The 20,814-nt window shown below is 65.8% G+C and carries 20 protein-coding genes and 2 pseudogenes; 15 read left to right on the top strand and 7 right to left on the bottom strand.

The window, feature by feature from the left end:
- Nucleotides 1-40 precede the first annotated feature (40 nt).
- The gene (mnmA, locus tag D3I60_RS05680) at nucleotides 41-1,255 is read right to left on the bottom strand and encodes a tRNA 2-thiouridine(34) synthase MnmA (protein WP_262775174.1); all 1,215 of its coding nucleotides are present in this window, start codon (nucleotides 1,253-1,255) and stop codon (nucleotides 41-43) included.
- Complete coding sequence (locus D3I60_RS05675) at nucleotides 1,252-2,463, bottom strand: cysteine desulfurase family protein (RefSeq protein WP_262775173.1); 1,212 nt, start codon at nucleotides 2,461-2,463, stop codon at nucleotides 1,252-1,254. Before D3I60_RS05675 ends, mnmA begins: the two co-directional genes overlap by 4 nt.
- A gap of 114 nt (nucleotides 2,464-2,577) precedes the next feature.
- Here D3I60_RS05675 and D3I60_RS05670 point away from each other — a divergent pair, with 114 nt between their 5' ends.
- Together D3I60_RS05670 and D3I60_RS05665 are read left to right on the top strand one after the other, a co-directional pair.
- Complete coding sequence (locus D3I60_RS05670) at nucleotides 2,578-2,928, top strand: hypothetical protein (protein WP_139468900.1); 351 nt, start codon at nucleotides 2,578-2,580, stop codon at nucleotides 2,926-2,928.
- 149 nt (nucleotides 2,929-3,077) lie between these two features.
- Nucleotides 3,078-3,470, top strand: a complete 393-nt coding sequence (locus tag D3I60_RS05665; protein WP_262775208.1) for a hypothetical protein — start codon at nucleotides 3,078-3,080, stop codon at nucleotides 3,468-3,470.
- A 30-nt stretch (nucleotides 3,471-3,500) separates the two neighbouring features.
- Here the strand turns inward: D3I60_RS05665 and D3I60_RS05660 are convergent, their stop codons facing one another.
- The 3 genes from D3I60_RS05660 to D3I60_RS05650 form a co-directional block, all read right to left on the bottom strand.
- Nucleotides 3,501-5,108 carry a hypothetical protein gene (locus D3I60_RS05660; protein ID WP_262775172.1) on the bottom strand — a complete coding sequence of 536 codons (1,608 nt, stop codon included), beginning with the start codon at nucleotides 5,106-5,108 and terminating at the stop codon, nucleotides 3,501-3,503.
- Between the two features lie 188 nt (nucleotides 5,109-5,296).
- A complete protein-coding gene (locus tag D3I60_RS05655) occupies nucleotides 5,297-6,262 on the bottom strand; it encodes a tetratricopeptide repeat protein (protein ID WP_262775207.1) in 966 nt (321 codons plus the stop codon).
- Nucleotides 6,263-6,418: 156 nt separating this feature from the next.
- Entirely contained in the window at nucleotides 6,419-8,038 is a 1,620-nt protein-coding gene (locus D3I60_RS05650) for a hypothetical protein (RefSeq protein ID WP_262775171.1), read from the bottom strand.
- Nucleotides 8,039-8,341: 303 nt separating this feature from the next.
- Here D3I60_RS05650 and orn point away from each other — a divergent pair, with 303 nt between their 5' ends.
- From orn to D3I60_RS05630, 4 genes and pseudogenes are all read left to right on the top strand, one after another.
- Nucleotides 8,342-8,926 (top strand): oligoribonuclease, encoded by a 585-nt coding sequence (gene orn / locus D3I60_RS05645; RefSeq protein WP_440588563.1) that lies wholly within the window; start codon nucleotides 8,342-8,344, stop codon nucleotides 8,924-8,926.
- A 116-nt stretch (nucleotides 8,927-9,042) separates the two neighbouring features.
- Nucleotides 9,043-9,280: pseudogene (locus D3I60_RS05640) on the top strand (ArsR/SmtB family transcription factor); the annotation flags it as partial.
- Nucleotides 9,281-9,412: 132 nt separating this feature from the next.
- Complete coding sequence (locus D3I60_RS05635) at nucleotides 9,413-9,856, top strand: SulP family inorganic anion transporter (RefSeq protein ID WP_262775206.1); 444 nt, start codon at nucleotides 9,413-9,415, stop codon at nucleotides 9,854-9,856.
- A pseudogene (locus tag D3I60_RS05630) lies at nucleotides 9,810-10,043 on the top strand (STAS domain-containing protein); the annotation flags it as partial. The gene D3I60_RS05635 and the pseudogene D3I60_RS05630, both read left to right, overlap by 47 nt.
- Nucleotides 10,044-10,211: 168 nt before the next feature.
- Here D3I60_RS05630 and D3I60_RS05625 read toward each other — a convergent pair.
- On the bottom strand, nucleotides 10,212-11,132 hold the full coding sequence (locus D3I60_RS05625; protein ID WP_262775169.1) for an SCO6745 family protein: 921 nt from the start codon (nucleotides 11,130-11,132) through the stop codon (nucleotides 10,212-10,214).
- Nucleotides 11,133-11,441: 309 nt separating this feature from the next.
- On the opposite strand from D3I60_RS05625, the gene D3I60_RS05620 reads away from it, so the two are divergent.
- The 9 genes from D3I60_RS05620 to D3I60_RS05580 all read left to right on the top strand — a co-directional run bounded on the left by D3I60_RS05620 (nucleotide 11,442) and on the right by D3I60_RS05580 (nucleotide 20,530).
- Complete coding sequence (locus D3I60_RS05620; protein WP_440588561.1) at nucleotides 11,442-12,437, top strand: (Fe-S)-binding protein; 996 nt, start codon at nucleotides 11,442-11,444, stop codon at nucleotides 12,435-12,437.
- Nucleotides 12,434-13,957, top strand: a complete 1,524-nt coding sequence (locus tag D3I60_RS05615) for a lactate utilization protein B (RefSeq protein ID WP_262775168.1) — start codon at nucleotides 12,434-12,436, stop codon at nucleotides 13,955-13,957. Before D3I60_RS05620 ends, D3I60_RS05615 begins: the two co-directional genes overlap by 4 nt.
- Entirely contained in the window at nucleotides 13,954-14,676 is a 723-nt protein-coding gene (locus D3I60_RS05610) for a LutC/YkgG family protein (protein WP_262775167.1), read from the top strand. Before D3I60_RS05615 ends, D3I60_RS05610 begins: the two co-directional genes overlap by 4 nt.
- A gap of 73 nt (nucleotides 14,677-14,749) precedes the next feature.
- Nucleotides 14,750-15,484, top strand: coding sequence for an LmeA family phospholipid-binding protein (locus D3I60_RS05605; protein ID WP_262775166.1), 735 nt, complete (start codon nucleotides 14,750-14,752; stop codon nucleotides 15,482-15,484).
- Between the two features lie 75 nt (nucleotides 15,485-15,559).
- Nucleotides 15,560-16,804, top strand: a complete 1,245-nt coding sequence (locus D3I60_RS05600; protein WP_262775165.1) for a M20 family metallo-hydrolase — start codon at nucleotides 15,560-15,562, stop codon at nucleotides 16,802-16,804.
- A 38-nt stretch (nucleotides 16,805-16,842) separates the two neighbouring features.
- On the top strand, nucleotides 16,843-18,414 hold the full coding sequence (locus D3I60_RS05595) for a SulP family inorganic anion transporter (RefSeq protein WP_440588562.1): 1,572 nt from the start codon (nucleotides 16,843-16,845) through the stop codon (nucleotides 18,412-18,414).
- Between the two features lie 10 nt (nucleotides 18,415-18,424).
- Complete coding sequence (locus tag D3I60_RS05590) at nucleotides 18,425-18,577, top strand: hypothetical protein (protein WP_262775163.1); 153 nt, start codon at nucleotides 18,425-18,427, stop codon at nucleotides 18,575-18,577.
- Between the two features lie 221 nt (nucleotides 18,578-18,798).
- Nucleotides 18,799-20,037 carry a Na+/H+ antiporter NhaA gene (nhaA, locus tag D3I60_RS05585; protein ID WP_262775205.1) on the top strand — a complete coding sequence of 413 codons (1,239 nt, stop codon included), beginning with the start codon at nucleotides 18,799-18,801 and terminating at the stop codon, nucleotides 20,035-20,037.
- A 139-nt stretch (nucleotides 20,038-20,176) separates the two neighbouring features.
- Nucleotides 20,177-20,530, top strand: coding sequence for an antitoxin (locus D3I60_RS05580; protein WP_262775162.1), 354 nt, complete (start codon nucleotides 20,177-20,179; stop codon nucleotides 20,528-20,530).
- A 127-nt stretch (nucleotides 20,531-20,657) separates the two neighbouring features.
- Here D3I60_RS05580 and D3I60_RS05575 read toward each other — a convergent pair whose 3' ends face one another.
- Nucleotides 20,658-20,807, bottom strand: coding sequence for a hypothetical protein (locus D3I60_RS05575; RefSeq protein ID WP_262775161.1), 150 nt, complete (start codon nucleotides 20,805-20,807; stop codon nucleotides 20,658-20,660).
- Nucleotides 20,808-20,814: the final 7 nt, after the last annotated feature.

Below are 20,814 nucleotides of genomic sequence, written 5' to 3'. Positions count from 1 at the left end.
CATCGGCCCCGAAGCCGTCGCTTAAGTGAGGTGAGGCGGTTCAGGCGCCAGCGAATTCGGGTGCCGGGGTGATGCGGTCCTTGGCCGTGGAGTCGATGGTGGCCTGGCCGAGTACACGGGTGCCACGGTAGATGACCATGGTCTGCCCCGGGGCCACTCCGGACAGCTCCTCATCGACGTCGACGTGCATGAGCTGCCCGGCCGGACGTGCGGCGGGCACCTCGACCTCGTCGACGATGGGGTTGACTTCGTGTTCGGGCGCCTCGGCAACGAATTCGCCGAGCCACGCACGGGCCGGCACCGGATCGGCGTGGGCACGGATCTGCACTTCGCAGTCGATCCCGTCGCCAGGAGTCGAACCCATGTCCGAGGGTGCGGCTCCGGCCCACGAGGTGCGGATGCCGGTCAGATGCGAGACCGCGAGGTCGGCGCGCGACCCGACGGTGACGGTGTTCGTCGCCGGGTCGAGGCCGGTGACGAAGCGCGGCTTGCCGTCGGCAGCGGGCTTTTCGATGCCGAGGCCCTTGCGCTGACCGATCGTGTACGTCATCGCCCCGTCGTGACGCCCAAGCACTTCGCCTTCGGAGTCCTTGATGAGTCCGGGTCGCATCGGGATCTTATCGGCCAGCCAGGCCTTCGTGTCCCCGTCGGGGATGAAGCAGATGTCGTAGGAGTCGGGCTTGTTCGCTACGGAGAATCCGCGCTCGGCCGCCTCGGTGCGCACTTCGGCCTTCGAAGCTGTCGCACCGATCGGGAAGTAGCAGTGCTCGAGCTGGTCGGAGGTGAGCACACCGAGGACGTAGGACTGGTCCTTGGCCAGATCCTCACCGCGGTGCAGTTCGGGCCGGCCCTCGTCGTCACGCAGCACCTCGGCGTAGTGGCCGGTGGCGATGGCGTCGAAACCGAGTGCCAGGGCCCGGTCGAGGAGGGCGGCGAACTTGATGCGCTCATTGCAGCGCATGCACGGGTTCGGGGTGCGTCCGGCCGCGTATTCGGCGATGAAGTCATCGACGATGTCTTCTTTGAACCGCTCGGAGAAGTCCCAGACGTAGAAGGGGATGTCGAGCATTCCCGCCACACGGTGGGCGTCGCGGGAGTCTTCGATCGTGCAGCAGCCGCGCGATCCGGTGCGCAGGGTCCCGGGCATCCGGGACAGGGCGAGGTGGACGCCGACGACTTCGTGTCCGGCGTCGACGGCACGGGCGGCTGCGACGGAGGAATCGACTCCGCCGGACATGGCGACGAGTACTCTCATGATGCTCCTTGCATCCATCGGGGTGTTGCCGAAACCATCCCGGCTCGGCGTGCTTGGTCGACGACCTCGGGAAGAGCCGCGAGCAGGGCATCGACATCGGCTTCGGTCGTGTCGTGACCGAGTGTGAAGCGTTGGGTGGTGCGGGCGCTGTCCTCATCCAGTCCGCAGGCCAAGAGCACATGGGAGGGACGGGAGACACCGGCAGAGCAGGCCGATCCCGTCGAGGTGGCCAATCCCCTGGCATCGAGACCGAACAGCAGCGAGTCCCCCTCGCAGTCGGGGAACGTGAAGTGGGCGTTCGCCGGCAGGCGGTCCGCTCCGCGCGGACCCGAGAGCACGGCACCGTCGATGCTAGATTCGATTCCCGCGATGAGACGGTCGCGCAGCCCCGAAAGTCGTGCAGAGCGTGTCTCGAGGTCGGCGGTGACGAGATCGACGGCGGCGGCGAAAGCCACGGCACCGGCGACGTCGAGGGTGCCCGAGCGCACGCTGCGCTCCTGTCCCCCGCCGTGGAGGATCGGCGTCGGGCTCGCTGCGCGGTCGAGCAGGAGTGCGCCGATGCCGACGGGGCCGCCGATCTTGTGCGCGGTGATCGTCATCGCCGTCGCTTTGAGTGCGGCGAAGTCGAGCGGGATCTGTCCGAGCGCCTGCACGGCGTCGATGTGGAAGGGTATACCGAGTTCGGCGGCGATCTCACCGATCTCGGCGATCGGCTGCAGAGTGCCGATCTCGTTGTTCGCGGCCATCACGCTGATGAGCGCGGTGCGTTCGGGATCGCGGCGCAGTTCGGCGGTCGCCGCGTCCAGATCGAGACGTCCTGCCGAGTCGACGTCGAGGTACACGGCTTCGGCGCCGAGGCTCTCCAGCCACTCCACGGTCTCGAGGATCGCGGGATGTTCGATCGTCGTCGTCAGCACCCGCGGGCGCTCAGGCTCCGTGAACGTTCCGTTGTTGCGGGCGAGGTAGAGGCCCTTGAGAGCGAAATTGTCCGCCTCGGTGCCTCCGGATGTGAAGATCACCTCCGACGAGGTGGCTGCACCGACCGCGCGGGCAATTACTTCGCGTGCTTCTTCGATGCGCATCCGCGCCGCCTGTCCGACCGCATGCAGGGCCGAGGGGTTCGCCCGACGGGCCAGCTCCTTCGTGTACACCTCGAGCACCTCGGCGGGCATCGGCGAGGTGGCTGCGTGATCGAGATAGATGGGCACCCTGCAATTTTAGTGCGTGAGCCAGGCGACGGCCAGGATCCGTGCGGCATCTCACCTGCGCAGCACCACATCCGGACGAGTTGCCTGCTGGTATAGCCGACTAAACTGGTCTCCGTGTTCACCGTTTTCACCATCGTCCTCTATGCCGCCACCGGCATCCTGACCCTGTGGTCGATCGTCGAGACCATCCGCAACCGTCCGGCCGGCAAGGCCCTGCTCGGCGGTGCCGCTCTGCTTCTGCTGCTGCTCATCGTGCAGCTGATCATCTCGATTGCGACCTTCGGCTCCACGCATGATGTCGACCCGCTGCTCTACTTCGGCTACATCATCACGGCGATCATGGTCATGGCGCTGGCCGGGTTCTGGGCGTTTGCGGAACTGAGCCGTTGGGGACCGGGTGTGCTGGCCGCGGCAGGACTGACGGTGATCGTGATGATCGAGAGATTGGACCAGATTTGGCAGTGACCAGGCGCAATCGGTTCGGCGGGGACTCCGCCGACGATGCGAACTCAGCAGGCAGGGCGAATAGGCCAGGCAACGCGAGGTCAGCGGACAACGCGGACTCCACGGCTGCCTCGGCGAGGGCAAAGACGGGACGGTCGCCGTTCTCGGCGATGCATACCGGACCGGGACGGGCACTGACGGCGGTGTACGGGGTCTTCGCGCTTTCGGCCACGGCCCGGGCGGGCTACCAGCTCATCCGCGAATTCGATGTCGCGCCGATCGCGTACTCGCTGTCGGCGCTGGCCGCGGTGATCTACATTCTCGCCACGGTCTGCCTGGTCATCGGCAACCGCGTCTCACACCGGATCGCCGTCGCCGCCTGTGCGATCGAGTTCCTCGGCGTCATCGTCGTCGGCATCCTCAGCCACACTCACCCCGAGGACTTCGCGAGGCCGTCGGTGTGGTCGAACTTCGGCAGCGGATACGGCTATATTCCGCTGCTCCTGCCGCTCATCGGCCTGTGGTGGCTGCTGCGAGTCGGCCGCCGCGCCAGCCGCGGCTGACAAATCGCGCGAACCGCGGCTGAGCGCGGTTCACTCCACCTTGGAAGACAGGACGTTCCAGTCGGTGGCGATGGCGGTGAGTTCGTCACCGGTCTTCATCAGCACATAGGGGTGCGCGGTGTCGACCTTGATGGTGTCGCCCTCTTTGTCGTTCGTCTTCACGGCTTCGACGGTGTCGCCGAGGTCGAGTGCGTAGTCCGACGGTGCCTTGATCGTCAGGGTGCACCGCACTTCGCCCATTCCGATCGCACCGTTCTCGGTGCTCAAGGTCATGTCCTCGAACTTGAGGTCCTCATAGGACTTGCAGTCGACGTCGACCTTGTCGAAGCCGGAGTCCTTGTCCCGCAGGTCACCCAGGTAGTCGCGGAATCCCTTGAATCCGCCGTCCTTGAGTCCCTTGGGACCCCCGGATTTCGCCTTGCCGTCGACGAGGAACGACGAGACATCACCGGACGCGGTCGTCAGATCCTCGGAGAAGTCCTCCGGTCCCTTCTCCACGGCGCCGCTGTCATCGGCCATGAGGGTGGGCATCCGATCAGTGGGAATATAGGACGCCGAACGCACGAGCGGATCGGTCGACGCCGATTCCCGCGTCACCAGCATCACCTGGGTCAGCTGCTCGTCCCCATCCGTGGACTTCTTGTCTGCGGTTCCGAAGGCGTAGAACCACATCGGATATTCGGTGAAGTTCGGGCTGCCGGCGATGACCTCGGTGAAGTTCGGTGCGCGCAGCTTCTGCTTCGCCTTGTCCGCGATCTGGATCTGCGCGCGGGTGTGGTCGATGAGCGGTGCCGCCTGGATCTTGTCGAGGTCGGAGCCCTTGTCGCCGAGGGTCTTGTCCAGCGATTCCGTGTAGTTCGTCATGAACTTCCCGGCCTCACCCGGGCGCACCGCCGTGCGCTCGTACGGGGTGGTGTCCGGGCTGCTGGGTTTGGCGATCGGCATGCTCGCACAGCCGCTGAGCACGAGTCCGATGCCCAAGACGGAGGCCGTCGCCGCGCGGAAGGACCGCCGGTTCCGCAGATCCCGTCGCCGAGGCGGCGCCTGGCCGGCCGTGTCCGGCTGCACTGTCGAGATCGGCTGGGTCGCCGGTCCCGGCTCGCCCTTGACTGTGGGGTCATCGGCCGGTCCCCGGCCGCCACGGCCGGAGTCGCTGCCGCTGCGGTCGGGTCCGCTGCCGCTCGGGGGTCCGACGTCCTTCTTCGGCGGCCGGATGCGCGAGGCCCACCAGCGCATGAAGAAGAACACCGAGAATCCGGCGAGGATGATCGTGCCGGCAATGCCGAGCAGGCTGAGTGCGAACACGCCCTTGACGCGCATCTGGAGACTCACCGTCGTTCCGTCGAGACTGTCATCGGAGTTCGCAGGAGCGATGACGAGCACCTGCGGTTCGGCATCGAGGTCGAAGGTCTTCGCAACCGTCTTTCCTGTGTCTGTGCTGATCCACCAGTCGCGGTCGGCGATATCGGCCTCCGGCTTCGCATCACCGGGGGTGAATCGGTGAGAGGCGGAGTTCGGGAACGACACATCACTGATCTGCTCCTGCGCCACCCCGTCGAGGTAGCTGTCGGCGTCGACCCCGCTGGCGGTGCCGACGAACAGCTCCGTGCCCTTCGAGTTCTTCGCCGTCACGGTCACGCTCGAACCCGAATAGGGCACGATCGCCTCGTCGAGGACGACGGCGTAGGCCCCGTCCTTGACCTTGAAGGCCGGCGTCTCGGTGATCTCGTCGGTGCCGACGACCGAGAGCGCAGAGATGACCAGTCCGGCGAGCGTGAGTGCCGCTACGCCGAAGAGGATGGCGGTGATGAGTCGGATTCGCTGGATCAGAACAGTGCCCTCATGAGTGCGGTCCGTGCCTTGGTCACGGCTGGGTCGTCGGCGCCGAGGACCTCGAAGAGATCGAGGACTCGCAGACGCAGGGATTCCTTCTCATCGCCCGCGGTGGTGCGGATGAGAGAGATGAGCCGGTTGAAGGCGCTGCCGGCGTTGCCGCTGACCACTTCGGCGTCGGCCGCGGCCTTCGCGGCGTCGACGTTCTTGGGGTCCGCATCGGCGGCGGCGATGAGATCGGCCGGTTCCTGGTCGATGAGGCGACGGCCCAGGCCCGCCCGGGCGAGACCGAACTTCGCCTCCTCATCGGCAGGAGAGTTCGCCAGCGCGGCCTTGAACAGGTTCACTGCGGTGTCGAAGTCGCCCTTGGCGAGTGCCTCTTCGGCCTCCGGGTGGGCGGGGCCGGCCGGTTCGGGCTCGGCTCCCCCGACGGCCGCATGACCGGTCACACCGTTCTCACCTGCGAGCTTGAGCAGCTCGTCGAAGTACGCCTGGACCTGAGGTTCGGGCAGAGCACTCTGGAACAGCGGCACGGGCTGACCCTTGATGAGGGCGACGACCGTGGGTATCGACTGAACACCGAAGGCCTGCTGCAGACGCGGGTTCGCATCGACATCGACCTTGGCCAACACCAGACGTCCCCCGTACGAGGTGACGACGCGTTCGAGGATCGGCGAGAGCTGTTTGCAGGGTTCGCACCATTCGGCCCACAGGTCGATGACGACGGGCACACGGTCGGAGATCGCCACCAGGCTGGTGAACGTCGATTCGTCGACGTCGAAGACCAGTCCCGGAACGGCGACCGCATTCGGGTCCCCTCCGGCCTGACCGCCGACGGCACCGTTAGCGCCGGCGGCCTGACCGGTCTGACCGCCCTGTTCGGCGGGCATGTTCTTGCTGCGCACGGCCGACAGGTCGAGTCCCTGATTGGGCTGCGTGCTCTCCTGCGAGGGATCCATTGACACGTGGTCTCCTTTGTGACGCGGTCGGTGGGCTCGGCGCAAACAGTGACGCGCCTGGTCCACGCTTATCCAACAGAACGTATCAACACCGGTGCGCCCACGGCTATTTCCTCAGCCGTCAGGGAAAGAACACCACGGTGCCGACCTACCGCCTCAGCCTACTTCGGCTCCGGCGAGGGTCTCGAGACCGCCGATGAGCTTGACCTTGCCGTCCTTGGGGACGAGGAAGGTGAGCACCTGGGTGGTCTTCGTCGTCACCGGCTCCTTGGTCGTCGCGGAGCCGACGAGTTCCTTCTGCGGCGACGACAGCGACAGGGTGCCGGTGCGACCCTCCTTCGACTCGGGGCTGATCGTCGATTCGGCGTCGATGACTCCGGTGACGATGGCGGCGTCCCCGGAGGTGCCCTGGGCGACGAGTTCCTTGCCCGGAGTGTACTTGTACTTCACCTCGGCCTTGCCTTCTTCGGCGCTGGCCCTCTGGTCCTTCTGGTTCTTCCAGATGGACTTCGAGAAGTCATCGGACTCGAACTTCTTCGCCTCCTTCGAGTCCGCTCCGCTCCCGAGGGCCTTAGCGTAGTCGGCGACGGCCTTCTCCGGAGTGGTGACGAAGTCCTTGGATCCGGGTTCGAGCATCTTCGCGCCCTGACGTGAGTCGGGCAGTTCGGGCAGCTTCGTGCCGGCCGTCAACTGGGTCTGCGACCACAGTTTGTAGTTGCTGCGCGGATCCTCCTGGGTCAGCACTAGCAGCTGCGAATTCCCACCGGCGGAGGTGATCAGGCTGGTCACGCGCGGCCAGGCATCGGTGGCCGAGGTGTAGTTGGCGACGATCTCTTCGCTGGCCACCTCCGGCGCCATCTTCTGGTCTTCGACGTCGTCTTTCACTTTGTACAGGTCTTCACGCTGCTTGAGTGCGGGACCGGCGGCGCGTTCGGCCAGTGCCTTCTTATCGGTCTTCTTGTCCGCGGCCTTGACGTCGGCGGCCACGGAGTCGAGGATCCGCTTGGCCTGGTCATCGGTGACACCCGCGGCTGCGGAGCTCGGAGCCTCGGAGGGCTCGGGCTTCGGCAGCTCTTCGGGCCCACAGGCACTGAGTGCGAGCACGGGGACGACGGCGAAGGCGGTGCCGTATTCGGCGAGCTTGCGGCGGCGCTCCTGGCGCGCCTTGCGGCGGTTCGCTTCCTTCTTCGAATTGTTCGCACCGAGGAAGAGGAGGACGACGCCGACGACGAAGAGGACACCGCCGATGATCATCAGCGGGAGCGCCCAGGGAGTCTCGGCGTGGTTGGGCCAGGTGAGGGTCACGGATTTGACCGCTCCGGCTTCGCCGTCACCGGCGACGAGGAATCCGGTGCGGTTGGCATCGTCGTTCCACTCCAGTTCCACCGAATCGGCGCCGGTGACTTCCGACTGCCACAGATCGGCCCCGGCGGGATTGGGAACCTTGCCCTCACCATCGGTCGCCTTGGTCGTGAGCTTGCCACCTTCGGCGAGTCCGGTGACGCGGTCATAGGCGGACTGTCCCGCCCATGCTTCGACGTTCTCGATCGGGGCTTGGGCGATCGTGAGGTCGCCGCTGCCTTTGACCGTGAGCGTGGTCGGGGTTTCGTAGAGGTTGAGCATTCCGGGGTCGACGATGACTGCCGGTTTGTCGGCATCGATCTGTGCGGTGGCAGTGATCGTATCCTCCGGCGCCCACAGGGTCTTCTGCAGGATGCCGAGGCCACCGACGACGACACCCACCACCATGAGAATCACAGCGAATGTGTAACGCACGAGCGAACCTTCCCTCAGCCGAGCAAAAATGGCACCCCAGTTCGGGGACTCTTCAAGTTTAAGTCACATACCGGACATCGACTTTGTGCGCACGCTCAGTGTGTGTCGACGTTCACACGCCCGACTCTCCCCCGGGCCGTTCCCGATCAACAGTCTGACGATCACCCCGACCCCACCCTCGCCGAGGCGGCCGTGACTCAGCCGCGGAGGGGTTCCGATTGCACCCTGGAATGTCCCGTTCCCTGCTGTCTGCTCTAAGCTGGGCGGGTGAGCAACAACAGAATTGTGTGGATCGACTGCGAAATGACCGGCCTCGACGAGGTGCGGGACGAACTCATCGAGGTGGCTGCGATCGTCACCGACTTCGAGCTCAACCCCCTCGACGACGGAATCGACATCGTCATCAAGCCCTCGGCGGATGCACGGGCGAACATGAACGAATTCGTCACGAACATGCACACCACCTCGGGCCTGATCACTGAACTCGACGCAGGCACCACCGTCGCCGAGGCGCAGACCCGAGTCCTCGAATACGTGAAGAAGCATGTCCCCGAGGCCGGCAAGGCACCGCTGGGAGGGAACTCGGTCGGCACCGACAAGGTGTTCCTCACCAAACAGATGCCCGAACTCGTCGAGCACCTGCACTACCGGATCATCGACGTCTCCTCGATCAAGGAACTGTCCAAGCAGTGGTTCCCACGCGCTTACTTCCAGGCACCGGCCAAGCACGGTGGCCACCGTGCACTCGGAGACATCATCGACTCGATCATCGAGCTCCAGTACTACCGGAAGGCCGTGTTCTCCGCCGAGGGGCCGAGTTCCGATGAGGCGAAATCGATTGCCGCTAAGGTGGCTGAGGCCTACCCGAAGGTGACCGACGAGGACTGACCGCCGCCTTCCGAGGCGATCGTGAGCACAGCCCGGTTCCGCAGCTGCGGAACCGGGCTGTTCATTCTCTGAGACCAGCCGGATCTGAACCCGAGCTTTCGAAAGATGGTTTCATCATGCCGTTGAATCAGCTTCAGCGACCCCTGTACGAGGTCAAGGCGAACCTCTTCAAGGGCCCTGCCCACCCTTTCCGCATCCGGATCCTCGAGCTCCTCTCCGGCAACGACGAGGAGTGTGGCCGGTCTGCAGGCCGAGACTGCGCTCGAGGCCTCGCACCTCTCGCAGCATCTCGCGGTGCTGCGGCGCCACCGTCTCGTCGAATCCGAACGTCGGGCCAACCATGTCTGCTGCCGTCGGTCGCCGACTACCGTGAGACCCGCCGCTCCTGGCCGAAGGACCTCCTCGCCGGCGCCACCGTCGGCATCGTCGCCCCGCCCCTGGCTCTGGGCTTCGGCGGATCCCACCTGCAGATCTCCGGTCCCACCGGTGCCGTGGCCGTCGTCCTCGTGCCGATCGTCGCTCTTCGGCGGCATCCCTGCCACCGATGCAATCGCCCGCACCCCCGTGAACATCCGTGCCGGCGGTCGCACGCGCCTGGCCTCGATCGTCCACGCGGCCGTGCTGCTGCTCATCGTGCCGGTGGCTGCGGGACCGGTGAGTCGGATTCCGCTGGCGGCCCTCGGCGGCGTCCTCTTCGTCACGGCGGTCCGGATGGTCGATCTCAAGACGACGCGGTCGATTCTGCGCTCGACGAAGTCCGATGCCGTCGGGTTCGTCATCACTGCGCTCATCACCATCTCATTCAACCTCATCGTCGCCGTGGGCATCGGCGTCGTCGTTGCCGCGGTCTTCCGCTCTGCGGAAGCTGTCGTCGCTCACCTCGGTGCGCATCGAACGACTCTCGGAATCAGAGTCCGAGGATCCGCGTGATGAGAGGATCGCGATCGTCCATTTCCACGGACCGCTGTTCTTCGCCCCGGCCGATCGCATCTCGGATGAGGTTCTGGGGCTGCGGGGAGTCGAGGCCGTCGTGCTGCGCATGTCGCAGCACGAACTCGTCGACGCCACCGGCGCCCGCATCCTCACCGATATGGTCACAGCCTTCGAGCGCCGCGGGATCACGGTGCTCATCAAGGGCGTCAGAGACAGCCGGGCCGGACTGTTCGAACAGGTCGGGGGGGGCTCACCGCACTGCGCCACCACAAGCTTCTCTTCGATGAGCTGTCGGCTGCCCTCGACCATGCCCGCTCACATGTGGAGTGGGCACGGCAGAGCTGGTCGCGTCTCAGCCGGCCTTCTTCTCGGGGCGGGCGAAGATGTTCGAAGGGAAGGCACCGGACTTCGCAATGACGCGCAGCAGGTCACGGCTCGGCGAGAGCAGAGATTCGATCGTCTGATCGTCGAGGACGGACCACGCGGCTGCAACGGTGCCGTCGGTGAGGCTTTCGACCTGTTCCTTCAGGTCACGTCCCGCCTCGGTGATGAGGGGAAGGTCGTGCCCGCGGTCATCCTTGTCCACGGTGATCAGCCCCGCCTCGGCGAGCCTGGACTGCGCGGTCTGCCATTCCTCATCGGTGTAGCCGCGCGTCTTCTGCGCCGCTCGCGGACGGAACCCGGCACCCGTCGCGACGTCGAGCATGAGGGCGTCGATTCCGGGCACACCGGCCGTGACGAGGGAGGCGACATGGCCGTCGCCGCGGAACTCGCGGGCCACGGTCGCCACGTCCCACATCTTCTCGAACGCGGTGCTCGCCTGGTGGCCGCCGATGGCATCGGCGGTGGCCGCGGCCAGGGCACGACCGGCGAAGTCCATGGCGGCGAGGACGGGTGCCAACGTCTCCGTCATCTGGGTGGCCGCCTCGGTGAGCAGGGCGATGTCGTCACGGTCACCGAAGAGTTCGGCCATATACGCGCCCACTGCGTCGAAGCGGGCCTGGACCATCTGCTCCGGGCTCACCGTCTCCCACAGGCGCGGCAGCATTCCGGCCACGAAATTCGGGGAGTAATTGTAGTACGCGGCGGACACGACTCCGGGATTCACCCGTCCCAGCGGAGCCGAACGGGCGGCCATATTGCCTTCGACACCGGGTTCGAGTCCGTACTTGGCGTACTCGGCGCCGACCGTCTGCGAGAAGTAGATCGACGAGTGGAAGGAGTTGATGCGGGCCGAGACCGTTCTGATGTTCTGTGTGCGCTGGGAATCCATATCGTCATCCTATGGGCGGTCCCCTCCCAGGTAAATGGGTCTGCGCGTGCGTCGCTGCCCGCACCGACCGGCGCAGGAGATTAGCGCAGGGTCATGGGATCTAAATCGCTTGCCCCTCCCCCGAGGCGGCCGGACTTTCGCAGTGATCCGCGCACCGGCGCGCCCGTCCGGTCGCGCACATTTGCCGCGTCAGGTCCCGGTGCTACGGTCTGAGCACGGAGTGACAAGGACCGTTTCCGACCACGGCTTCGTCCCGGTCGGATGCCGATCCCGCCAACCGCAAAGCACAGCGTCCGGCTCGGAGGTCAGATGAGGATCGCACTGTTCGCCACCTGCATCGTCGATGCGATGTATCCCGAGGTTGCGCAGGCAACCGTGAGTATTCTGCGCAGGCTGGGCCACGAGGTCATCTTCCCCGAAGGGCAGTCCTGCTGCGGGCAGATGCATATCAACTCCGGCAAGTTCGCACAGGCGGAACCGGTCATCGCCAACCATGTGCGCGCCTTCACGAGCACCGAATGGGATGTCGCCGTCGCCCCGTCCGCTTCCTGCGTGGCCTCGCTCGGCCACCAGCAGCCGATGGTCGCGGCGCGGATGGGCAATGACGCCCTGGCCTCCGCAGCCGCCGAGGTGGCCGGCCGCACCTATGAGCTCACCCAGTTCCTCACCGACGTCCAAGGCGTCACTGATGCCGCGGCCGATCTCGGTTCCTATTTCCCGCACCGTGTGACGTATCACCCGTCGTGCCACGGAATGCGGCTGCTGCGTCTCGGTGACCGTCAGTCCTCCCTCGTCCGGTCCGTCGAGGACATCGACTTCGTCGAACTGCCTCTGGCCGATTCCTGCTGCGGTTTCGGCGGCACGTTCTCCGTGAAGAACCCGGAGGTGTCCTCGGCGATGCTCGCCGACAAGGTCCGCACCATCCAGGCGACCGAAGCCGATGTGTGCACCGGCGGCGATGCCTCCTGTCTGCTGCACATCGGCGGCGGGATGTCGCGGTTCGACCGCACCGGACATTTCGACGGCGCCCCGGACGTCACCACCGTCCACGTCAAGGAGACGAGCCCGACCGATGAGCGGGGGCACTCGACCGAGACGCTGACGACGGTCGTCGGTGCCGACGATGACGACCACCTCACCGCAGGCCGTCGAGGCACCTCTCCGGCCGAGCCGAGCCGCACCCAGTCCGGGTTCCGCGTCGGTCAAGCCGCGGTCCATCTGGCCCGGATCCTCGCGTCGACGAAGGAAGACCCGCTGCGGGCGCCGAGCGAAGGAGCAGAAGTGAGCGGAGGGAGCCTGCGATGACCTTTCTGGGAATGCCGCTGCTGCCGTCGAAGCGACGCAGCGATCTGCCCGGCGGGCAGGGCAACATCATCGAAGCCGGGACCTTTCCCGAGGTCTCGCACGAACATCTGAGCAACCAGCAGCTGCGCAACAACATCGGGCATGCCACCTCGACGATTCGGTCCAAGCGCGCCGACGTCGTCTCCGAGCTCGACGACTGGGAAGCCCTGCGCGACGCCGGTGAGACCACGAAGAACGAAGTGATGGAGAACCTGCCCGAGTACCTCGCGCAGTTCGAAGAGGCATTCACCGCCGCCGGCGGCATCATCCACTGGGCCCGCGACGCCGATGAGGCCAATGCCATCGTCACCGAACTCGTCGAGGACAATGCGCCGGTGCTCGAGACCGGCCGCCGTGAGGTCATCAAGGTCAAGTCGATGGCCACCCAGGAGATCGGTCTCAACGAGCATCTCGAGGCCGAAGGCATCGATGCGTTCGAGACGGATCTGGCCGAACTCATCGTCCAGCTCGGCGAGGACAAACCCAGCCACATCCTCGTTCCCGCCATCCACCGCAACCGGGATGAGATCCGTGAGATCTTCATGGACAAGATGCCCGACGCCGGGGAGCTGACGAACGAACCTGCCGTCCTCGCCGAGGCGGCCCGCCGACACCTGCGCCACAAATTCCTCACCACGAAGGTCGCGATCTCCGGAGCGAACTTCGGCATCGCGGAGACCGGCACCCTCGGCGTGGTCGAGTCCGAGGGCAACGGGCGCATGTGCCTGACCTTGCCGGAGACTCTCATCACCGTCATGGGCATCGAGAAGCTGCTGCCGAGGTTCGCCGATCTCGAGGTGTTCCTGCAGCTGCTGCCACGCTCGTCGACGGGTGAGCGGATGAACCCGTACACCTCATTCTGGACGGGAAAGTCCGAGGGAGACGGTCCGCAGAACGTCCATCTCGTTCTCCTCGACAACGGACGCACCCGGGCCCTGGCCGATGAGCACGGACGTACGGCGCTCAACTGCATCCGCTGCTCGGCATGCATGAACGTCTGCCCCGTCTACGAACGCACCGGCGGCCACGCCTACGGCTCGACCTATCCGGGGCCGATCGGAGCGATCCTGTCCCCGCTGCTCACGGGAGTCGAAGAACAGGGCAACGGTTCACTGCCGTACGCGTCGAGCCTGTGCGGCGCCTGCTACGACGTGTGCCCCGTGAAGATCAACATCCCGGAGATCCTCGTCCATCTGCGGGGCGAAGATGTCAAAGCCAACCACTCCCCCGTGTCCTCCCAGCTCGACACCGCCCTCACCGGCGCGTCGTGGATGATGGGCGACGGGAAGCGGATGGCCGCGGCAGAGAAGGGACTGCCCCTCGCGCACAAGGTCACCGGCGGTGAGCAGATCAACGCTCTGCCCGGAATCGCCGGTGCCTGGACCTCGAGCCGCGACATCCCGGCCCTGCCGGAGAAGAGCTTCCGACAGCTGTGGGCCGAAGAGGACGCGGACGACCGCGACGAGGAGGGACAGCGATGACCGACACCGCCCGCGAGGAGATCCTCGCCCGCATCAGCGAAGCACTCGGCCGCCGCGGCGGCGGGGAATACGTGTCGTCGTCTCCGCGGACGACGGTACGCGGTACCGGCGGCACGGCACATGCCGAATCGGGCCGTGTCGCCTCGGCGAACACTGCCGCCACGGCCGCCGACGCCGGCTACCACCATGAGGGCACGCACACGGGTGAGGGCCTCGTCGAACTGCTCATCGACCGCCTCGTCGACTACAAGGCGAACGTGCACCGCGCCGACGGCGATCCGAGCGAGACGATCGCCGAACTCATCGGCGACCACTCCTCGGTCGTCGTCCCCAGCGGTCTCGACGAGACCTGGCTGCAGGGCTTCTCCGGTGAGGCGAGGGTCGATGCTCCGGGTGAGGAGCTCAGCGTCGACGACCTTGACGGTCAAGGAGCGGTGGTGACTGCCTCGGCGGTGGCGATCGCGCAGACCGGGACGATCGTCCTTGACGGATCGGACGAGTGCGGACGACGGGCGATCACGTTGGTGCCCGACCACCATGTGTGCATCGTCCGGACGGGCGACATCGTCGACATCGTGCCGGAGGGGATCGCCCGCCTCGACGCGCACGCGCCGCTGACGTTCATCTCGGGGCCGTCGGCCACGAGCGATATCGAGCTCAGCCGGGTCGAGGGAGTGCACGGACCACGCACCCTCGATGTCATCATCCTCAACGGATGAGCGGATCGAGAGCGGTCGATTCTGCCGGACCGGCGAATGCGAACAGACCGGCGAGTGCGCAACAATGGAGCCCATGACCACGGCGCAGACTCTTCAGTACCCGCGGCCGGACGACCGGCCACGACGTCGCAGCCGTCGGACGACGCTCATCTTCTCCGCGGTCGTCATCGTCCTCACCCTAGTCATCGGGGTGATCGCGGCCGACCGGATCGTCGACTACACCACGGAGCAGCGCATCGCCGATGGACTCGCCGACTACGGTGAGGCCGATGTCTCCGTCGAAGGCTTCCCCGTGCTCACTCAGATGGCGGCCGGCAAGCTCGACTCCGTCCACATCACCGCCGATCAGGCGAGCTATGAGGGCGTCGACTTCACCGATGTCGATGCGAAGCTCTATGACGTGCCCACCGACACGTCGCGGCCCATCGGCACCGTCGACAGCACGGCGGTCCTCCCCCATTCGACCCTGGACGAGCTTGCCTCCGAGCATGCGAACCTGCCCGAGGGCATGACGTTCACGACCCTCGACGGGCAGCTCTTCCTCAAGGGGTCGATGCTTGGTCAGGATCTGCTCGTGGGCATCGACCCGAAGGCCGATGGCAGACGGGCCGTCGTCGACGCCTCGACCATCAGGCTGGGATCGGCGGAGATCTCCGTCGACCGACTGCCCGGCTTCCTCACCTCGGCGATCTCCGATATCGTCATCGATCTCGACTTCCTGCCCGCCGGACTGGAACTCACCGATATCACCGCCACCGAGGCGGGGCTGCAGGTCCGCCTCCACGGATCCGGAGTGAGCCTGAAGTAGACGAACACGACCGAACCTGCACTGTCGGTAGAGGTTCGCGGACACCCTTGCACCGGCTCGAGAGAGGACTCGATGATGAGCATGATCACCCCCGCACGCGACCGCGTCGCTGCCGAACTCACCGAACTGTCGACGTTGACCGACTCCGACCGTCCCGGCTGGACCAGGCGCGCCCTGAGTGAGTTCGACGTTTCGGGGCGAGAATTCGCCCGCAGGCTGATGCGGCAGGCAGGGATGGACACCCGCATCGACGGTGCCGGCAATGTCATCGGAGTGCTGCCCGGCCGCCTCGGTGGTCGTCAGATCATGCTCGGATCCCACACCGACACGGTCGACGGTGGTGGACGATTCGATGGGATCGTCGGTGTACTCGGCGCGATCGAGGTCGTGCGGCTTATCCAGGAGCACGGCGTCCGTGTCGATCACGATCTGGTGGTCGTGGTGTTCTTCAACGAAGAGCCCAATGACTTCGGTCTCTTCTGCGTCGGCTCCCGCGCGATGACCGGGCAGGTCGACCGCAGCACCTTGGCGGCCACGGATCCCAGCGGACGCAGCCTCGCCGAGGCTCTGCCGGAGTCACGCATCGACCCTGGGGACTTCCTCGGCGCGGCCTACGATTTCACCCCGGTCACGGCGTTCCTCGAGCTTCACATCGAACAGGGGCCCGAACTCGAACGCGCCGGACGACAGATCGGCGTCGTCGAGACGATCACGGGGATCAATCACTTCCGGGCCCTCTTCACCGGCCGTCAGGACCATGCGGGCACCACCCCGATGGATGTGCGGTCCGATGCCGGCTGCGCGGCGGCCGGGACGGTGCTGGCCGTGGAGTCGATCGCCGAATCGGGTGCGAACACGCGCGGCACCAGCGGACAGATCCGCTTCACCCCGGAAGCCGTCAACGTAGTCTCGCAGAACGCGAGTCTCGAAGGAGAGTTCCGAGGCCCCGAGGGCTCCTGGCTCAACGAAGCTCAGCGTCGGCTCACTGCGGCGGCGGGCAGCGAGGCCGAGAAACGCGGAGTGGAGGTCGAAATCGAATGGACCACCGACGATGCGCCGGTCCCTCTGCATGAGCCGATCGCCTCCACCATCACGGAGGTGGCCGACGAACTCGGTCTCACACGCGCCACAATGTTCTCCGGGGCCGGACACGATGCCGGGATCATCGCGGCGAAGACCCAGGTCGGCATGATCTTCGTCCCCTCGGTCGACGGACGCAGCCACTGCCCTGAGGAATTCACCGACTTGTCCGACATCATGCCGGGCATCTCTGTCCTGTTCGAAACTGTGCTGCGCATCGACCGGCGCGCTCGCGGCTGACCCAGACGGAGGGTAGTGTTCCGGTCGTGACGACTCCCATTCCGGCCGAAACCGCCGATGATTCCAGGCGCTACCGCCCCGACCCGACCGTGATCACCGCACTGACCTCACCGAGGCTGCTCACCCGTGAGGTCCTGGCCGGGCTCGTCGTCGGGCTCGCCCTCATCCCCGAGGCGATCGCGTTCTCGATCATCGCCGGGGTCGATCCGAAGGTCGGGCTGTTCTCCGCTTTCATCATGGCGACCTCGATCGCGTTCCTCGGCGGACGGCCGGCGATGATCTCCGCGGCGACCGGAGCCGTGGCGCTCGTCATCGCCCCCGTCGCCCGCGAGCACGGGATGGACATGTTCATCGCCACCGTCATGCTCGCCGGTGTGTTCCAGATCCTGCTGGCCGTGGCCGGGGTGGCGAAGCTCATCCGCTTCATCCCCCGCAGCGTCATGGTCGGCTTCGTCAACGCACTGTCGATCCTCGTCTTCGCGGCGCAGGTCCCCCACGTCATCGGGGTGCCGTGGACTGTCTACCCGCTGCTGGCCGTCGGCATCGTCGTGCTCGTGTTCATGCCGAAGCTGACGAAGGTCGTGCCGGCACCGTTGGTGACGATCGTGCTCATCACCGGCATCGTCATCGTCTTCGCCATCGATGTCCCCACCGTCAGCGACCAGGGTGAACTGCCGCGCAGCCTGCCCGAGCTCTTCATCCCGCAGGTGCCGCTGACCTGGCAGACCTTCACGACGATCGCTCCCTACTCGCTGGCCATGGCTCTCGTCGGGCTGATGGAGTCGCTCATGACGGCGAAACTCGTCGACGAGATCACCGATACTCACTCGAACAAGACCCGTGAGTCCTGGGGGCAGGGTGCGGCGAACATGATCTCCGGTCTCTTCGGCGGCATGGGCGGATGCGCGATGATCGGACAGACGATGATCAACGTCCGCGCTTCGGGGGCGAGAACCCGGATCTCGACGTTCATGGCCGGAGCGTTCCTGCTCATCCTCGTCGTCGTCCTCGGCGACATCGTGGGCATGATCCCGATGGTCGCGCTCGCGGCGATCATGATGATGGTCTGCGTCGATACCTTTGACTGGCATTCCATCCGCCCCTCGACGCTGCGGATGCTGCCGAAGTCCGAGACCTTCGTCATGGTCGCCACCGTCGCGGTCGTCGTCGCCACCGGCAACCTCGCCATCGGCGTCGTCGTCGGCGTGTTCGTGGCCAGCGTGCTCTTCGTGCGACGGGTCGCCCATTTCGTCACCGTCGAACGCACGATCGTGACGGGCTCCCCGGATGATCGGGTCGATGCGGGCTCTCCGGTCGACCCGAGCGACGAGACCGGTTCTGCCTCCGCCGAGGCGGTCGCCCGCTATGTGGTCCGTGGTGAGCTCTTCTTCGCCTCCTCGAACGATCTGACCACCCAGTTCCGGTACACGCATGATCCCGATCGAGTCGTCATCGATATGAGCGACTCTCATGTCTGGGACGCGTCGACCGTGGCTGCCCTCGACGCGATCGTGACGAAGTACGAAGAACTGGGCACGAGCGTGGAGATCACCGGAATGAACACCTACACGGAGACTCTGCATACGCGTCTCTCCGGCGGCCTGGGGTAGACTGTCCGCGATGTCACACTCAGCCCCGGAAGCCGCCTTCCGCCCGAAGGTGTGGGTTCTTCCGCACCCGGGCACCAACGGCTACATCACCTCCTGGGGCGAGATGCAGTCGGGCACACAGCCGTTCGCACGCGGAGATTTTCCTCTCCGGCCCCTGGTGTGACACTCCGACGGTCCTGACCGTCTGTGCCCGGCACGTCTGCTCGAATCACATATGTACGATCAGCGTCGACGAACTGAGCACTGTCAGCGCGCTCACCCTTTCGGGTCGGATCCTCACCTCCTCCGACCACGAACGGGATCACTGTGACCACCACTTCTGCCACTTCTGCCTCCGACTCACGCTCTGCCGCCCCGCATACTCCGGGACAACGACTGTTCGCGATGCTCCGCCGCGACACCGTCGGCGGCGCATTGCTCCTCATCGCCGCCGCTGCCGCGCTGATCTGGGCGAACTCACCTGCGTCGGATGGATACTTCGCAATCCGCGACTGGAATTTCGGCTACGAACCCTGGCATCTGCGGTTGAGCATCGGGCAATGGGCCGCCGACGGACTGCTCGCCGTCTTCTTCTTCCTCGTCGGCATCGAGCTCAAGGCCGAATTCACCCGCGGCGACCTGCGCCGACTCCGCTCCGCCGTCGTGCCGATCACCGCGGCGGTCGGCGGGGTTCTCGTCCCCGCCGTCATATGCGCGGCCTTCCTACTCACCCGCCCTGAGCTGCTGCGCGGCTGGGCCATCCCCACCGCGACTGACATCGCCTTCGCCGTCGCCGTGCTCGCAATCGTCGGCTCCCACCTGCCCAAGGCACTGCGACTCTTCCTGCTCACCTTGGCCGCGGTCGACGACCTGCTGGCGATCACCATCATCGCGATCTTCTACACCGAGACCATAGCGGTTCTCCCCCTTGCCGCGGCGCTCGGAATCGTCATCGTCTTCGGAATCATCGCGAGTCGTTTCCGTCGCTTCTTCGTCGACCGTGCTTGGTCCGCATGGGTCATCCTCCTCCCCCTCGGACTCACCGCCTGGGCGTTCATGCACGCCTCCGGTGTCCATGCGACCATCGCAGGAGTACTGCTGGGCTTCACGATTCCCGCAGTCGTCGGCCCCACGTCGAACCGCACGACCGCTGCCGTCCGAGGGCATTCGGACGAAGGCGCTCACCGGTCCGGAATCGACCTCGCCGAGGCGCTCGAACACCGCATTCGACCGCTGTCGGCCGGGTTCGCCGTCCCGGTCTTCGCATTCTTCGCCGCCGGTGTCGATGTCGGTGGGACTCACGGTCTGGCAGACGCGTTCTCCCATCCCCTGACCTACGGAATCATGACGGCGCTGATCATGGGCAAGCCGTTGGGCATCCTCGCCTCCACCTGGTTGGTCACTAGGTTCACCGGAGAGATGGATCCCAGCCTGCGGTGGGCCGACCTCACCGGCATCGGGCTGCTCGCCGGCATCGGCTTCACCGTCTCTCTCCTCGTCGCCGAACTCAGCTTCGCCGCCGATTCGGTCGAGCACGATGTCGCAAAGGTCGCCGTGCTCAGCGCCTCTGTGCTCTCGGCTGCGCTCGCAGCGCTCCTCCTCACTGCCCGAAATGCCCATCACCGTCGCCTGACTCAGGCGTGAGAGAAGTCGGTGGCCCGAGAATCTGCCTCGTGCGATTGCCAGTTGCGTCACAGGCAGCCCCACTAGGCTTCGAAGCGTCCCCGAACATCTCCACGATCAGCATCGACAATGCAATCGACCAACTGAGAAGGACCGCGCCATGGCATTCGACAAATTCCTCGACAAGGCCAAGAATCTGGCCAATGATCCCAAGGTCAGGGACAAGCTCAATTCGGACAAGGCCGAGAGGGTCACCGACTCGGTCCTCGACAAGGCCGCCGGTGTCGCCGATTCCCTGACCGGAGGCAAGCACTCGGACAAGATCAAGAAGGCTCGCGACGCAGCCGACAATGCGATCGGCAGTGACCGTGGTCAGACCGGTGGAGCGAATCGCGGCGACGAGCAGTCCGGCGGTACGGGCCGCAGCGACGACATTCGTGGGAACGGTGTCCGCGGAGATGATCGTGGCGACAATGGCTTCGACGGCGGCAACGGACCTGCCGGAAACCGCTGATCGTCTGCGTCACCTGATTGAGCCCCTGCCGACTGCGGCAGGGGCTCGATCTCTGTTCGGCGGTCTTAAGCGGACGCAGCGGTGCGACCAGCAGGTTCAGATGTGCGACGGTGCAGACAATCCGGCCTCAGGAATCGATGTCCGGGGCCGGCACGCGCTTCGGATCGGCGTCGATCGGGTCCACCTCGGTGATGGTTTCCTGCGGGGTCAGCGCATGCTCGGGCAGACTTTTGGTCTCTGGATGTGGAGCCGAGTACCGCAGCACCAGCGCGGTCACGATCACG

This window comes from Brevibacterium permense, assembly GCF_025506275.1.
Classification (GTDB): Bacteria; Actinomycetota; Actinomycetes; order Actinomycetales; family Brevibacteriaceae; genus Brevibacterium; species Brevibacterium permense_A.
Note: the sequence above shows the minus strand (reverse complement) of the source record. Positions and strands in the feature narration are given on the sequence as shown.

Coding starts and splice junctions, on each gene's coding strand:
- mnmA (WP_262775174.1), bottom strand. CDS start 1,255: ATGAGAGTACTCGTCGCCATGTCCGGCGGAGTCGATTCCTCCGTCGCA.
- D3I60_RS05665 (WP_262775208.1), top strand. CDS start 3,078: ATGCATACCGGACCGGGACGGGCACTGACGGCGGTGTACGGGGTCTTC.
- D3I60_RS05655 (WP_262775207.1), bottom strand. CDS start 6,262: ATGGATCCCTCGCAGGAGAGCACGCAGCCCAATCAGGGACTCGACCTG.
- orn (WP_440588563.1), top strand. CDS start 8,342: ATGACCGGCCTCGACGAGGTGCGGGACGAACTCATCGAGGTGGCTGCG.
- D3I60_RS05625 (WP_262775169.1), bottom strand. CDS start 11,132: ATGGATTCCCAGCGCACACAGAACATCAGAACGGTCTCGGCCCGCATC.
- D3I60_RS05620 (WP_440588561.1), top strand. CDS start 11,442: ATGAGGATCGCACTGTTCGCCACCTGCATCGTCGATGCGATGTATCCC.
- D3I60_RS05615 (WP_262775168.1), top strand. CDS start 12,434: ATGACCTTTCTGGGAATGCCGCTGCTGCCGTCGAAGCGACGCAGCGAT.
- D3I60_RS05610 (WP_262775167.1), top strand. CDS start 13,954: ATGACCGACACCGCCCGCGAGGAGATCCTCGCCCGCATCAGCGAAGCA.
- D3I60_RS05605 (WP_262775166.1), top strand. CDS start 14,750: ATGACCACGGCGCAGACTCTTCAGTACCCGCGGCCGGACGACCGGCCA.
- D3I60_RS05600 (WP_262775165.1), top strand. CDS start 15,560: ATGAGCATGATCACCCCCGCACGCGACCGCGTCGCTGCCGAACTCACC.
- D3I60_RS05590 (WP_262775163.1), top strand. CDS start 18,425: ATGTCACACTCAGCCCCGGAAGCCGCCTTCCGCCCGAAGGTGTGGGTT.
- nhaA (WP_262775205.1), top strand. CDS start 18,799: ATGCTCCGCCGCGACACCGTCGGCGGCGCATTGCTCCTCATCGCCGCC.
- D3I60_RS05580 (WP_262775162.1), top strand. CDS start 20,177: ATGGCATTCGACAAATTCCTCGACAAGGCCAAGAATCTGGCCAATGAT.